Here is a 13,427-nt window from a genome sequence, read left to right on the forward strand (position 1 = left end):
GGTTCAGCCCTTCGCTCCGTTGATCTCGGATCGCTGAATCATTCCTGCTTCCACTCCCCAATGTGTGGCGATCTTCTCGTACTGACCGTTGTCGATGAGGTACTGCAGGGCTGCCTGCAGAGCGGGTCCGAGCGCAGAGCCCTTGACGATCGGCCACCCGTACGGCGCCGCGTCGTACAGCGGCCCCACTTCCTCGAGCTGACCGTCGGTCTTCTTGATCGCGTACGCGGTCACCGGAGAATCGGCCGAGAACGCGTCGATCTGGCCCAGGAGCAAGGCGTTCACCACCTGATCCTGGGTCTCGAACTTGACTTTGATGATCGGGTCCTTGCCCGCCTTCTCGCATGCGGCGCTCTTGGCGGGGACCTCATCGGTGTCTTCGACCGTGGTGCTCTGCACTCCGACGCGGAGGCCGCAGGCGTTGTCCGGGTCGATCCCCCTGCCCACCTTCTGCGCCCATTTGATTCCGGCGCTGAAGTAGTCGACGAAGTCGACCTCCTTCTGCCTCTCCAGCGAGTCGGTGAACGACGACATCCCCAGATCGAACGTGCCGCCCTGCATCGCGGGGATGATCTTGTCGAAGTCGGACTCGCTGTACTCGGCCCGCAGCCCGAGGACGCCGGCCACGGCGTTCATCAGGTCGACGTCGAATCCGATGATGTGACCTTCTCGGTCCTTGAACTCGTTCGGCTGGTACGGCGGGTTGGTACCCACACGCAACACTCCGGATTCCCGAATGCTCGCGGGCAGCATCGCGGCGATCTCGGGCTGCTTCTCCACCTTCACCGTGATCGGCTTGGTGTCGAGCGCCGACTCGTCGACCACGCAGCCCGACAGCACGGGAACTGCGAGCGCCGCGGCCGCCACACCGGCCAGCACCCGCACGCGCAGCGATCGCACTCGCATCGGCACCTCTCCGTCGTGACCGGGGATCGGTGTGATCCCCCGGAGTCTATGAGTATGACGGGTTCGCCGGCCGCCGCGGCCGACCGGGGCGAGATTCAGCCGACCTGCGCCGCGACCGCCGCCCCGAACTCCGAGGTCGACGCACGGCCGCCCAGGTCGGCCGTGGCGATCCCCTCACCGAGCACATGGGCCACCGCGCCGTCGATCGCATCGGCCGCCGCCGACACTCGGCTGTCGCCCGAACGCGCAGCATGCCAGCGCAGCAGCATGGCGCCCGAACCGATCATGGCGACCGGATCGGCGATGCCGCGGCCGGCGATGTCCGGTGCGGCGCCGTGCACCGCCTGCGCCATGGCGCGCGTGTCCGAGGCGTTGATCGACGGGGCCAGGCCGAGGGAACCGGATAGTTCAGCCGCCAGGTCCGACAGGATGTCGCCGAACAGGTTCTCGGTGACGATCACATCGAAGTCAGCCGGGCGACGCACCAGCAGCGCCGCCATCGCGTCGACGTGCTGCTCGTCCACCCGGACGTCCGGGTAACGCTCGGCGACCGCGAGGCATTCGTCCCGGAACAGTCCCGTCGTCAGTCGCAGCACGTTGGCCTTGTGCACCACGGTGACGTGCCCGCGCCGCCGGCGTGCCGCTTCGAAAGCCTCGACCGCGATGCGTTCGGACGCCGCGCGGGTGACCACGCCCACCGCGAGCGCGACGTCCGGCGTCGGCATGAACTCGCCGCTGCCGATCGTCATGTTCCGGTCCGCGTACAGTCCCTCGCTGTTCTCCCGGACCACCAGGACATCGATGTCGGGCGCGGTCGCCGTCACACCGGAGACAGCCCGGGCGGGCCGCAGGTTCGCGTACAGACCGAACTGCTTGCGCAACACCGCGCCCGGCGGCGGATACCGCACTTCGGCCGGGTACGAGGCGCTGTCATGCGGTCCGACCACCCAGAGATCGAACTTCTCCAGCGCGTCGAGCGTGCTCGCGGGCACGGGCGCGCCGTCGGACTCGACGGCGGCGGCACCGAACGGCAGCGCGGTCGTCTCCACCGTCAGCCCCTGCGCCGCGAGGGCCCGGGTCGCGACGTCCACGGCCACCGGGACCACCTCGGGTCCGATTCCGTCGCCCTCGAGGACTGCGAGGCGGAGCGTGTCTGTCATTCGCGGGTTCCTGTTCATCGGGACTGTCTCTGTAAGAGAAGGTCCCATACTTCGGCTGACCGTCGCCACGTTGTCGCGGAGTCACCGTGGCTGGTGTTCGTCTCGATGCGCTCCGTCGCTTCGCTCCTGCGCTTACTCGACAACCCTGTTCGGATCAGTGCGCGGCGTCGTCCCAACTCCGGCCGTAGCCGACCGAGACCTCCAGTGGAACCGAGAGCTCGATCGCTCCGCCCATCTCGGCGCGGACCACCGCCTCCACCGTCTCCCGCTCGCCCCGGGCTACCTCGATCACCAGTTCGTCGTGCACCTGCAGCAGCATCCGCGACGACAGCTTCTCGGCCCGCAACCGGTTCTGCACGTTGATCATCGCCACCTTGATGATGTCGGCGGCGGTGCCCTGAATGGGGGCGTTGAGCGCCATCCGCTCGGCGGCCTGACGACGCTGGAAGTTGTCGGAGTTGAGGTCGGGCAGATACCGGCGCCGGCCGAACAGGGTGGCCGTGTACTCGTTCCGGCGCGCCTCCTCGACGACGCGATGAAGATAGTCGCGGACGCCGCCGAAGCGATCGAAGTACTGCTCCATCTGCTGCTTCGCCTCTTCGCGGCTGATCCCGAGCTGAGCGGCCAGACCGTATGCCGACAACCCGTAGGCCAGGCCGTACGACATCGCCTTGACCCGTGAACGCATCTGCGGGTCCACCTGGTCCACCGGAACCCCGAAGGCACGCGAACCGACGAAGTTGTGCAGGTCCTCACCCGTGTTGAAGGCCTCGATCAGTCCCTCGTCCTCCGAGAGGTGCGCCATGATCCGCATCTCGATCTGCGAGTAATCGGCCGTCATCAGGCTCTCGAACTCCACGGGCGCGGCCCCGATCGGCACCGGGCCCGGCGCCACCACGAAGGCGTGCCGGATCTGGCGGCCCGCATCGGTGCGCACCGGGATGTTCTGCAGGTTCGGGTCCGTCGAGGACAGCCGACCCGTCGCCGCCACGGTCTGATTGAACGTGGTGTGGATGCGCTGATCGTCCGCGACGGTCTTCTGGAGGCCCTCCACCGTCACCCGCAGCCGGGTGGCGTCGCGATGCTCGAGCAGATGCTTCAGGAACGGATGCTCGGTCTTCTCGTACAACGACGTGAGAGCGTCCGCGTCGGTGGTGTAGCCGGTCTTGGTCTTCTTCGTCTTCGGCATGTCGAGCTTGTCGAAGAGGATCGCCTGCAGCTGTTTGGGCGACCCGAGGTTCACCTGCTCGCCGATCACCTCGTACGCCGCCTCGGCCGCGTCGCGCACCCGCTGCGCGAACCCGCGCTCGAGCGCGTCCAGGTGTTCGACGTCGACGGCGATGCCCGCGCACTCCAGTTCGGCGAGAACGAACGCGAGCGGAAGTTCCATCTCTCGCAGCAGCGCCGAGCCCTCGATCCGCTCCAGTTCCGTGTCCAGCGTGTCGGCGAGTTCGGCGACAGCCTGGGCCGACAGCATCAGTTGATCTGCCGCGCGCTGCGCGTCGGCGTCGTCGTCGAGCAGCGAGAGCTGACCGTCGTCGGTCTGGGCGTCGTCCGCCTTGAGCTCCCGTCGCAGGTACCGGAGCACGAGGTCGTCGAGGTTGAAGGTCCGCTGTCCCGGCCGCACCAGATACGCGGCGAGAGCGGTGTCGGAGGTGACTCCGGCCAGCGTCCACCCGCGTCCGCGGAGCGCGTGCAGGGCCCACTTCACCTCGTGCACGGCCTTGGGCCGGGTCTCGTCGGCCAGCCAATCCGCCAGCGCCGCATCGTCGTCCACACTCAGCGAGGTGGGATCGATGAACGCGGCCTCTCCGTCGGACCCGGCGATAGCGAGCGACTCGACGTCGCTGCCGACCACCGCGCGCCGACCGGTCACCGCGAGTCCGCTGCGCCCCGACGCGGTGTGTTCGGCCAGCCACCCGGCCACCTCACCCGAGCCCAGTCGCGTCCCCCGCAGGTCGAAGCCCGACTCCGCCTCGGGCTCCACCGAGGTCAGGGTGGAGAACAGCCGGTCGCGCAAGACCTTGAACTCGAGATCGTCGAAGAGCCGGTGGATCCGGTCCCTGTCCCAGCCGTGCAGGGCCAGGTCGTCGGGGCCGGCGGGCAACTCCATGTCGCGGACCAGTTCGGTCAGCCTGCGGTTCATGATGACGCCGGCCAGATTGGCGCGCAGTGAATCACCCACCTTGCCCCGCACCTCATCGGCCCGGTTCACCAGTTCCTCGAACGAGCCGTATTCGCGGATCCATTTGGCCGCCGTCTTCTCCCCGACCCCCGGGATGCCCGGGAGGTTGTCGCTGGGGTCGCCTCGGAGCGCGGCGAAGTCCGGATACTGCGACGGCGTGAGGCCGTACTTCTTCTCCACCTCTTCGGGGGTGAAACGGGTGAGCTCCGACACCCCGCGCTTCGGATACAGCACGGTGATGTTCTCGTTGACCAGCTGCAGTGAGTCGCGGTCGCCGGTGACGACGAGGACCCGGTACCCCTGGCGGTCGGCGGCCGTCGCGAGCGTGGCGATGATGTCGTCGGCCTCGTACCCCTCGATCGCCATCACCGGGATGCCCATCGCGTCGAGGACGTCCTTGGTGAGGTCGACCTGGCCCCGGAATTCGTCGGGCGACGAACTCCGCTGCGCCTTGTACTCGGGGAACATCTCCGACCGGAAGGTCTGCCGGGAGACGTCGAACGCGGCGGCGATGTGGCTCGGCTCCTCGTCGCGCAGCAGATTGATCAGCATCGACGTGAAGCCGTAGACCGCGTTGGTGCTCTGGCCGGTGTTCGTCTTGAAGTTCTCGGCGGGCAACGCGAAGAACGCCCGGTAGGCCAGCGAGTGACCGTCCAGAAGCATCAGCGTCGGCCTGCCGCCCGCCTTGCCCGCGGCTCTGGTCCCCGCACCCGACTTGTTCGTTGTCTGCGCTGCACTCACGCAGACGAGTCTAGGGCGTGGGTCGGACAGTCGCGGCAGCCCGCTACGACCGCGGCTGGTCGGTCCCGTCGCCGAGCGTGTCGACCACGATCTCGGCGACGGCCTTCATCGTGGCGCGCTTGTCCATCGCGTTCCGCTGAATCCAGCGGAAGGCCTCCGGCTCGGTCATTCCCTGCTTGTCCATGAGCAGACCCTTCGCCCGCTCGATGAGTTTCCGGGCCTCGAAACGGCCTGACATGTCGGCGATCTCAGCCTCGAGCACCTTGAGCTCACGATACCGGCTGAGCGCCACCTCGATCGCGGGGACGAGGTCGGCCTGGTTGAACGGCTTGACCAGGTACGCCATCGCGCCGGCGTCGCGGGCACGTTCGACGAACTCACGCTGGCTGAACGCCGTCAGCATGACGACGGGTGCGATCCTCTTGCGCGCGATCTCGCTGGCCGCGTCGATGCCGTCGCGGACCGGCATCTTCACATCCATGATGACGACGTCGGGACGGAGCTGCTCGGCCAGATCGACGGCGACCTGACCGTTCGGGGCCTCCCCGACGACGTCGTATCCCTCGTCGCGCAGCATCTCGATCAGATCCATGCGGATCAGCGAATCATCCTCGGCGACAACGACTCTGCTCGCCGGCTTGTCGGGGTCGTTCATCGCTTCGCTCCGATCGCTGACGGCGGTCACGCATCTGCGCCGAACGCAGAATCCATACGTGCCCCGGGCCGGACTCGAACCGGCACCTCGTTAGAGACCGCATTTTGAGTGCGGCGCGTCTGCCAATTTCGCCACCGGGGCCGGTGGTGGTGCGAGATGCAAGTGTACTCATGCTCTGGTCCGGATCGCGCATCCGCCCCATGCCGCGGCGCGGTGGCGGGCGACGCGCCCCACACGACTCTTCCCTTTCCTTCACCTCCGACTTATTGTTACCTGAGAGTCAGGTCACAGAACGATGAAGGCGTGTCCGGTTCGACTCTGCTTGCTCGGGGAGGAAACACCAGGTGAAGTCATCACTACGCGGCCGGATCGTGACCGCTGCCCTCGCACTGCTCATCGCCCTGCCGCTGGTGGCGCTGCCGATAGGCACCGGCCCGTCGGACGCCGCGGTCTTCGGGACGCTCGGCGCCCGATGGACACGCACGCAGGACGGCCCCCAGAAGTACTCGGGGTACCGAGTGACCCCGGACGTGCCGATCCGCATGTCGGACGGGACGGTGCTGCGGGGCAACCTGATCCGTCCCACGGACCGGTCCGGCGCGCCGGTGCGAGAGAAGCTGCCGACCATCGTCAACATGACGCCCTACACCAAGATGGTGTCGGCGCTCGCGAGCGAGGTGATGAACTATCCGGTCCTGGCCCCGCAGCTGATCGACCTGCTGAACGGGATCAATCTCCAGGGCACGGTGCTGTCGGGATACAACGAACTGGTCGGCGCGCTGCGCGGCGGCCTGATCCAGACCTTCTCGTACGATCCCAAGCTCATCAAGAGCGGCTACAACATGCTCGTCGTAGACGTGCGCGGCACCGGCTTCTCGCAGGGCACCTGGCAGGTCTTCGGCGATCGCGAGCGCCGCGACACCGTCGAGGTGCTGGACTGGGCGTCCAAGCAGCGATGGTCGAACGGGAAGACCGGCATGGCCGGGGTCTCGTACTCGGGGATCAACCAGTTGCAGGCCGCCGCCGACGCGCCGGGCAAGCTGGGCGCGATCTTCCCCGTCGTCCCCGGTGCGGATCTGGTGCGTGACATCATCGCGCCCGGCGGCGGTCTGGGCGTCGGATTCCTGAGCTTCTGGCTGGCGATCGTGAACGGGACCAAGATGATTCCCAACATCGCCTCGATGCTGAACGGAACCTTCGACTGGAAGTGGCTCGCCGACCGCGTCAAGGACCCGCTGACGTACTTCGACCTGCTGATCGACGCGCTCGTGACGCGTGACGTCAACGGCTTCAGCCCCCAGACGCGCAGCATGATGACGGCCGGTACAGCTCGGCGCGACTCGCTGTACACGGATGTCGGCGCGATCACGACGCCCTCCTTCACGATCGGCGGGTGGAACGACCTGTTCACCAACTCCGAATCCCGGATGCTCCGGGGCCTCTCGCAACTGCCGGATGCGAAGAAGAAGCTCATCATGGACGACGGCTACCACGTGACGTCGAGTTCGAACTTCGGCCGGCCCGGATACCCACCGCGCCTCGACGTCCTCGCGCGAGCCTGGTACGACAAGTGGCTCAAGGGCATCGACAACGGCATCGACCGGTACCCCCAGGCCACCTTGGCGTCGGAACCGAACGGCGGGTTCCTGCAGGGCCCGTCGTTCCCGCTGCCCGGACACACGTACCAGCGCCAATACCTGCGCGGCACACCGTCGCATTCGGTGAACACACCGGTCGCAGGCGACGGGTCACTCAGTGCGAGCAGGCCCGCGAAGCGCGCCACGCGCGAGGTCAAGCCCGGACTCTCGACACTCTGCGACCGCGACTCCGCTCAGTCGACCGCCGGCGTGACCGCACTGTTCGACTTCTGCGGCAACGACACCCGGCTCTCGGAGACGGCGGCGCAGACCTTCACCGGCCGGCCCGCGACCGCTCTGACCCGGATCAGCGGCACCCCCGTCGTCCATCTGCGGCAACGGCTGAACGCGCCCGACGGCTACTGGCACGCGACGCTCAACGTCGTCTCCCCCGACGGCCGGTCACGCGTGGTGTCCATGGGACAGCTGATGGTGTCGTTGCGCGCGGTGGACCCGAGCCGAAGCGGATACGCACCGAACGGAGACCTCACCGACCCGGTCCTGTACCTCTCGCTCGACCACTACGCCAAGGTCCGGCCGGGCCAGATCCTCGACGTCGACATCCCGATGTCGGCGACGCAGGCCGCGCTGAAGCCCGGAGATCGACTGCGGGTGGACCTCTACTCGCTCAACTTCCCGAAGTCGCTGCCGCTCGGCCCGGGTCTGTGGTCGTCGCAGCTGCGGCCGCAGTACATCGAGATCGATCCGGCGAAGCCCAGCTGGGTCAACGTCCCGCTCTCGCGTCCCCTCGGCTGAGCTCGCCGTGCGGCCGGCAGTGGAGATCGCGGTGCAGGATGCCGAGGGCGCCGCGACGGCACGGGCGAACGGCGCCGATCGCGTCGAACTGTGCACGGCGCTGGGAGTCACCGGCGGACTGACGCCGTCCGCGGGACTTCTCGACGCGGTGTGTGCGGTCGGGATCGACGTGCACGCCCTGATCCGCACCCGGCCGGGAGGATTCGTCTACTCGGACGCCGAAGTCGATGTCCTCGCGGCCGACGTGGCCGCAGCCGTCCGGCTCGCCGTCCGGCTCGGTGCGCGAGGCGTCGTGATCGGCGCGCTGCACGCCGACGGGACGGTCGACGCCGGCGCGACCGGACGACTCCTCGCGGCGGCGCGTGACGCCGAGCAGCGGGCCGGCCGGCGCATCGACGTGACTTTCCACCGCGCCATCGACGCCGCCGCCGATCCGATCGCCGCCCTCACCGTGCTCGCCGGTCTCGGCGTCGATCGCGTCCTCACCTCGGGAGGTGCTGCTCGCGCCGGCGACGGACTCGATGTGCTGCGTGCGCTCGTGGCCGCCGACACCGGTGTCGAAGTGATGGCGGGCGGGGGGCGTCACGGCGGAGGCCATCCCTGCCATCCGGGGCACCGGCGTGCACGCGGTGCACCTGTCCGCGAAACGCTCGGTGCGGGATCGGGGCGTCGCCGGCCCGGGTGGAGGTGCCGCGTCGGATCTGGAGATGACCGACGCCGGTCTGGTGCGAGCGGCTACGAGAGCAGCGCACCGTCCTTGAGTGCCTCCTCCGACACGAGAGTGCGGTACAGCCTCCCGATCTCGACCGTGTAGAGCGAGGCGACCCGGACGTCGCGGATCTCGAATCCGGCAAGGCAGATACCGCTCGGGAGTGCGCGGAATCGGTCGAGCGTCGACTGGCCGTAGCGTTCGCCCGACTGAGCATCGAAGATCTGCACGAGGGAGCCGAAGCCCACGGCGGGGAGCCGCGGCATGTTCCGCGTGGTGCAGTCCACCTCGACGGCACCGGTGGCGGTGTAGCGCGAACTCGACACCACGCCCGAGCCGATGGCGAGTGCGGCGAAGGCGATCAGCACCACTGCGGCGACGGCGCTGCCCACGCGGATGCCGATCTTCCATCGGCGCTGCCACCGTTTGGGCGACAGCGGCGGGCCCGGCGGCAGGAAGAAGCGCAATTCGGACGGAGCCTGCCCGCCGGACGGAAGGGCGGGCTCCGGATTCGGGATGCTCTCGGTCATTCTCGGGCCTCAGTCGCGCGGCGGGAAGTACTTGATGAGCGCCTCCTGCACCACAGAGGTCGCGAGCGTGCCGTCGCGCTTGAAGAATCGGCCCGAGCCCAGCCCGCGCGAGCCGGCCGCGACCGGGGACTCCGTCGCGTACAGCATCCACTCGTCGAACCGGAAGTCGTGATGGAACCACATCGAATGGTTGACGGTCGCCGCGAACAGCCGGTCGTGTCCCCACGACAGTCCGTGGGTGGTGATGATCGAGTCGAGGACCGTGGTGTCCGACGAGTACGCCATCGTCGCGACATGCATGAGCGGATCGTCCGGCAGCACACCGTCGGCCTTCATCCAGGCGCGGTTGTGGGTCAGCTTCTCGCCGGTCCCCTTCATCACCCAGGCCGGATCGTTGGCGAACCGGATGTCCACCGGGTGCAGTGCGTTCACGAACGCCTCGATGGTCTCTTCGTACCCCTTGAAATGCTCGTCGAGCGGCGGCAACTCCTCCGGATACGGCACTTCGGGGATCTCCACGGCGTGCTCGAGACCCGCGGAGTTGTCCTGGAAGGCCACCAGCATCGTGAAGACCACCTCGTCACCCTGCTTGGCAGTCACCTGCCGGTTCGCGAAGGCCCGTCCGTCGCGGTAACGGTCGACGTGATACTCGATCGGCTCGGTGACGTCGCCACCGCGGATGAAGTGCGCATGCAGTGCGTGGACCGGCGGCGCACCCTTCACCAGGGTCCGGCCGGCCGCCACCACGCCCTGCCCGAGCAACTGCCCGCCGAAGGTGCGGGCCATCACTTGATCGCCGTGCTGCCCGATGAACAGGTCGTCGTCGACGCGCTCCAGATCGAGGAGTTCGAGCAGCTCGGCCAGATCGGCGGACGTCGTCGCCGCAGCGTCGGTGTTCGGGTTGGTCATGCCACAACCCTATGCCAGCAATGCGGGCCGCCCGCCGCCCCGTCGACTCGACGGGCGGCGCCGCACCGCTGGTCGCGGATCAGTGGTCCTGCTCGCCGATGCGATGGACGTGGACGAAGTTGGTCGACCCGATCACCGAAGCCGGAGCTCCGGCGATGATGACGACCGTGTCGCCCTTCTTGAGCCGCCCGTTCTCGGTGAGGACGTCGTCGACCTGGTCGATCATGTCGTCGGTGTGCTGCATCCGCGGCACGAGGTACGAGTCGACGCCCCAGCTGACCGCCATCTGATTGTGCGTGGCCTCGGTCGCGGTGAACGCGATCAGCGGAACCCGCGAGTGCAGTCGCGCCACCCGGCGGACGGTGTCACCCGACTCGGTGAAAGCGATGATGGCGGTGGCGTTGAGTCGCTCCGCGATGTCGCGAGCCGCGTAGGTCACGATGCCGCGGCGGGTGCGCGGGACGTGCTTGAGCGGCGGGACGTCGCGCGTGCCGCCTTCGACCGCCGACACGATGCGGCTCATGGTGCGCACCGTCTCGAAGGGGTACTTGCCGACCGAGGTCTCGCCGGAGAGCATCACGGCGTCCGCGCCGTCCAGCACGGCATTGGCCACATCCGAGGCCTCGGCACGCGTGGGCCGGGAGTTCTCGATCATCGAGTCGAGCATCTGCGTCGCGACGATCACCGGCTTCGCGTTCTCACGCGCCATCTGGATGGCCCGCTTCTGCACCAGAGGCACCTCCTCCAGCGGCATCTCGACGCCCAGGTCGCCGCGGGCGACCATGATCGCGTCGAACGCCAGCACCACGGCCTCGAGGTTCTCGATGGCTTCGGGCTTCTCCAGCTTGGCGACCACTGGAACGCGACGGCCGACGCGGTCCATGACCTCGCGCACCAACTCGATGTCAGCGGGGCTGCGCACGAAGGACAGGGCGATCAGGTCGACGCCGAGTTCCAGGGCGAACTCCAGATCGGCGATGTCCTTCTCCGACAGGGCGGGCACCGAGATCTTCATGCCCGGCATCGACAGGCCCTTGTTGTTACTGACGGTGCCGCCCTCGGTGACGGTGCACACGACGTCGTTCCCGTCGACCCGGTCGACCACCAGGCCGACCTTCCCGTCGTCCACCAGCAGACGGTCTCCCGGCTCGGCGTCCTGGGCGAGCTGGGAGTACGTGGTCGACACCCGATCGTGGTCGCCGATCACGTCGTCGACGGTGATCCGCACCTGCTCGCCGTCGTTCCAGTCCACGGCGCCGTTGGGCCGGCCGTTGTCGGCGAACTTGCCGAGCCGGATCTTGGGGCCCTGCAGATCCGCCAGGATGCCGACGGGCTTACCGGTGGCGAGGCTCGCTCCGCGAACGTTGTCGTAGACGCTGCGGTGGTCGGCGTGCGCGCCGTGGCTGAAGTTCAGTCGGGCGACATCCATGCCGCACTCGACGAGTTCGGTGATGCGTTCGAGGGTATTGGTGGCGGGGCCGAGGGTACAGACGATTTTTGTTCGACGAGTCACCCCTTAAGGCTAGCGGTCGCGCCACAGCGTGTCGCCTCGGTCTCAGCCGGACACCGGTGACGACCGACTCACTTGTCCTTCGAGGTGTCGGGACCGCTCCGTTCGTCGCCTTCGGCCGGTCGTTCCCCGTCGGTCTCGACGGTCTCGTCGGCTGTGTCATCGGCGGTCTGATCGACCTCTTCGGGCGCCTCGGGGGCCTCAGTGACCCCGCGGGCCTCGGGTGCGTCGGGCTCGGGTGCGTCGTCACTGCGGCGGATCTCGATGGACCCCGCCGAACCGCCCGGATTCTGCTCGATGATCGTGATGCCCGAGAGCTCCTCGTCGTCCGCGGGAACGATCGTGTACCCCTGCTCCACAGTCGATTCGGCGATCGACGGTTCGACGCCCGGGACCACCGTGCCCTCCGGCTGGGACCCGGCGGCATCGGTCTCGGCGGCATCGGTCTCGGTCTCATCGGTCTCGTCCGCGCCGACAGCAGCCTCCGCGGAGTCCGCCTCCGGAGCGAAGAGAGCGTCGGAGGTGGCCGCCACCTCGAACTCCGGTTCAGCGGCCTCCGGAACCTCCGATGCGGCCTCGTCGTGAGTCCCGGCCTCGGCGTCATAGTCCGCCGGGCCCTCGTCGACCACCTCGTTCTCGTAGACCGCCTGATCGTCATAGAGCGTCTCGTCGTCGACGGCCTCGTCATGGAGCGTCTCGCCGTCGTAGACCGCCCGATCCTCGTCGGCCGCCTCGGCCGCCTCGTCGTCCATCTCGGGCGGCACGTATCCGACGGCGCCCTCGGCCGCGAGTTCCTCCGCCTTGCGCGGCCAGTACATCGACAGACCCTGCTCGCGGCCCTTGGGCGCCATGACGAAGTAGAGGGCCGCGCACAGGAACACGATCGCCGCGGTGAAGACGTTCACGCGGACGCCGAAGATGTGCGTGGCGTAGTCGTCGCGCATCAGCTCGACGACGAACCGGCCGACGCAGTAGCCCGCGACGTACAGCGCGAAGAGTCGGCCGTGCCCGATGCGGAACCGCCGGTCGACGAGCACCAGCACGACCACGAAGAAGACATTCCACAGGAGTTCGTACAGGAAGGTCGGGTGCACCACCGCGTACACGTTCCCGGTGGAGACGCCGTCGATCAGCTTGTACGAGATCACTCCGCTGGAGTCGGAGCGGTCGTAGATCTCCAGGCCCCACGGCACGGTGGTGGGCCGACCGAACAGCTCCTGGTTGAAGTAGTTGCCGAGTCGGCCGATGGCCTGCGCCAGCAGGATCGCCGGCGCGATCGCGTCCCCGAACGGTGGAAGCCTGATACCCATGGTCCGGGCTCCGAGCCATGCACCGACAGCGCCGAGCGCGACCGCGCCCCAGATGCCGAGGCCGCCGTCCCAGATGCGGAAGACGGCACCGAGGCCTTTGCCTCCGGCGCCGAAATACGTGCTCCAGTCGGTGAGCACGTGATACAGCCGGCCGCCGATCAGCCCGAAGGGCACCGCCCACAGTGCGACGTCGACCACCTCACCGGGCTGACCGCCGCGGGCCCGCCAGCGGCGACTGCCCCACCAGACCGCGACGACGATGCCGACGATGATGAACAGGGCGTAAGCGCGGATCGGTACGGGGCCGAGGTACCACACCCCCTGCGGCGGGCTCGGAATGTAAGCGAGGACGGTTCCGTCAGTCACGGGTGCCACAGTATCGTGCAACCGTCTCACCGTCTGTGACCGCCTGGGCTCGA

At 68.1% G+C, this 13,427-nt stretch carries 10 protein-coding genes and 1 tRNA gene; 2 read left to right on the forward strand and 9 right to left on the reverse strand.

Annotated elements, in window-relative coordinates; translation table 11 throughout:
* Nucleotides 1-3: 3 nt before the first annotated feature.
* From ACZ5QD_RS06845 to ACZ5QD_RS06865, 5 genes are all read right to left on the reverse strand, one after another.
* Nucleotides 4-906 carry an ABC transporter substrate-binding protein gene (locus ACZ5QD_RS06845; RefSeq protein ID WP_045536784.1) on the reverse strand — a complete coding sequence of 301 codons (903 nt, stop codon included), beginning with the start codon at nucleotides 904-906 and terminating at the stop codon, nucleotides 4-6.
* A gap of 95 nt (nucleotides 907-1,001) precedes the next feature.
* Nucleotides 1,002-2,066 (reverse strand): isocitrate/isopropylmalate dehydrogenase family protein, encoded by a 1,065-nt coding sequence (locus ACZ5QD_RS06850; protein WP_222111392.1) that lies wholly within the window; start codon nucleotides 2,064-2,066, stop codon nucleotides 1,002-1,004.
* Between the two features lie 154 nt (nucleotides 2,067-2,220).
* Nucleotides 2,221-4,914: a DNA polymerase I gene (polA, locus tag ACZ5QD_RS06855; protein WP_260868703.1), complete on the reverse strand. Its 2,694-nt coding sequence runs from the start codon at nucleotides 4,912-4,914 to the stop codon at nucleotides 2,221-2,223.
* A gap of 121 nt (nucleotides 4,915-5,035) precedes the next feature.
* Entirely contained in the window at nucleotides 5,036-5,647 is a 612-nt protein-coding gene (locus ACZ5QD_RS06860) for an ANTAR domain-containing response regulator (protein ID WP_006895403.1), read from the reverse strand.
* A gap of 59 nt (nucleotides 5,648-5,706) precedes the next feature.
* A tRNA-Leu gene (locus ACZ5QD_RS06865) sits at nucleotides 5,707-5,788 on the reverse strand.
* A gap of 203 nt (nucleotides 5,789-5,991) precedes the next feature.
* Here ACZ5QD_RS06865 and ACZ5QD_RS06870 point away from each other — a divergent pair.
* Both ACZ5QD_RS06870 and ACZ5QD_RS06875 read left to right on the forward strand, forming a co-directional pair.
* Nucleotides 5,992-8,040: a CocE/NonD family hydrolase gene (locus ACZ5QD_RS06870; protein ID WP_045536777.1), complete on the forward strand. Its 2,049-nt coding sequence runs from the start codon at nucleotides 5,992-5,994 to the stop codon at nucleotides 8,038-8,040.
* Nucleotides 8,041-8,047: 7 nt separating this feature from the next.
* Nucleotides 8,048-8,854, forward strand: coding sequence for a copper homeostasis protein CutC (locus ACZ5QD_RS06875; RefSeq protein ID WP_411815544.1), 807 nt, complete (start codon nucleotides 8,048-8,050; stop codon nucleotides 8,852-8,854).
* On the opposite strand, the gene ACZ5QD_RS06880 is transcribed toward ACZ5QD_RS06875, so the two are convergent.
* The 4 genes from ACZ5QD_RS06880 to lgt form a co-directional block, all read right to left on the reverse strand.
* Nucleotides 8,776-9,279 carry a hypothetical protein gene (locus ACZ5QD_RS06880; RefSeq protein WP_045538804.1) on the reverse strand — a complete coding sequence of 168 codons (504 nt, stop codon included), beginning with the start codon at nucleotides 9,277-9,279 and terminating at the stop codon, nucleotides 8,776-8,778. The two genes, ACZ5QD_RS06875 and ACZ5QD_RS06880, sit on opposite strands and share 79 nt — an antisense overlap.
* Before the next feature lie 9 nt (nucleotides 9,280-9,288).
* Nucleotides 9,289-10,188, reverse strand: coding sequence for an acyl-CoA thioesterase (locus ACZ5QD_RS06885; RefSeq protein ID WP_045538805.1), 900 nt, complete (start codon nucleotides 10,186-10,188; stop codon nucleotides 9,289-9,291).
* A 79-nt stretch (nucleotides 10,189-10,267) separates the two neighbouring features.
* On the reverse strand, nucleotides 10,268-11,701 hold the full coding sequence (pyk, locus tag ACZ5QD_RS06890) for a pyruvate kinase (RefSeq protein ID WP_045538806.1): 1,434 nt from the start codon (nucleotides 11,699-11,701) through the stop codon (nucleotides 10,268-10,270).
* A gap of 68 nt (nucleotides 11,702-11,769) precedes the next feature.
* A complete protein-coding gene (gene lgt, locus ACZ5QD_RS06895; RefSeq protein WP_278123955.1) occupies nucleotides 11,770-13,374 on the reverse strand; it encodes a prolipoprotein diacylglyceryl transferase in 1,605 nt (534 codons plus the stop codon).
* Nucleotides 13,375-13,427: the final 53 nt, after the last annotated feature.

Source organism: Gordonia sp. J1A, assembly GCF_055393515.1.

What these genes read in the sequence shown, in the direction of transcription:
- ACZ5QD_RS06845 (WP_045536784.1), bottom strand. Translation starts at nt 906, where the DNA reads ATGCGAGTGCGATCGCTGCGCGTGCGGGTGCTGGCCGGTGTGGCGGCC.
- ACZ5QD_RS06885 (WP_045538805.1), bottom strand. Translation starts at nt 10,188, where the DNA reads ATGACCAACCCGAACACCGACGCTGCGGCGACGACGTCCGCCGATCTG.
- ACZ5QD_RS06850 (WP_222111392.1), bottom strand. Translation starts at nt 2,066, where the DNA reads ATGACAGACACGCTCCGCCTCGCAGTCCTCGAGGGCGACGGAATCGGA.
- polA (WP_260868703.1), bottom strand. Translation starts at nt 4,914, where the DNA reads ATGCTTCTGGACGGTCACTCGCTGGCCTACCGGGCGTTCTTCGCGTTG.
- ACZ5QD_RS06860 (WP_006895403.1), bottom strand. Translation starts at nt 5,647, where the DNA reads ATGAACGACCCCGACAAGCCGGCGAGCAGAGTCGTTGTCGCCGAGGAT.
- ACZ5QD_RS06880 (WP_045538804.1), bottom strand. Translation starts at nt 9,279, where the DNA reads ATGACCGAGAGCATCCCGAATCCGGAGCCCGCCCTTCCGTCCGGCGGG.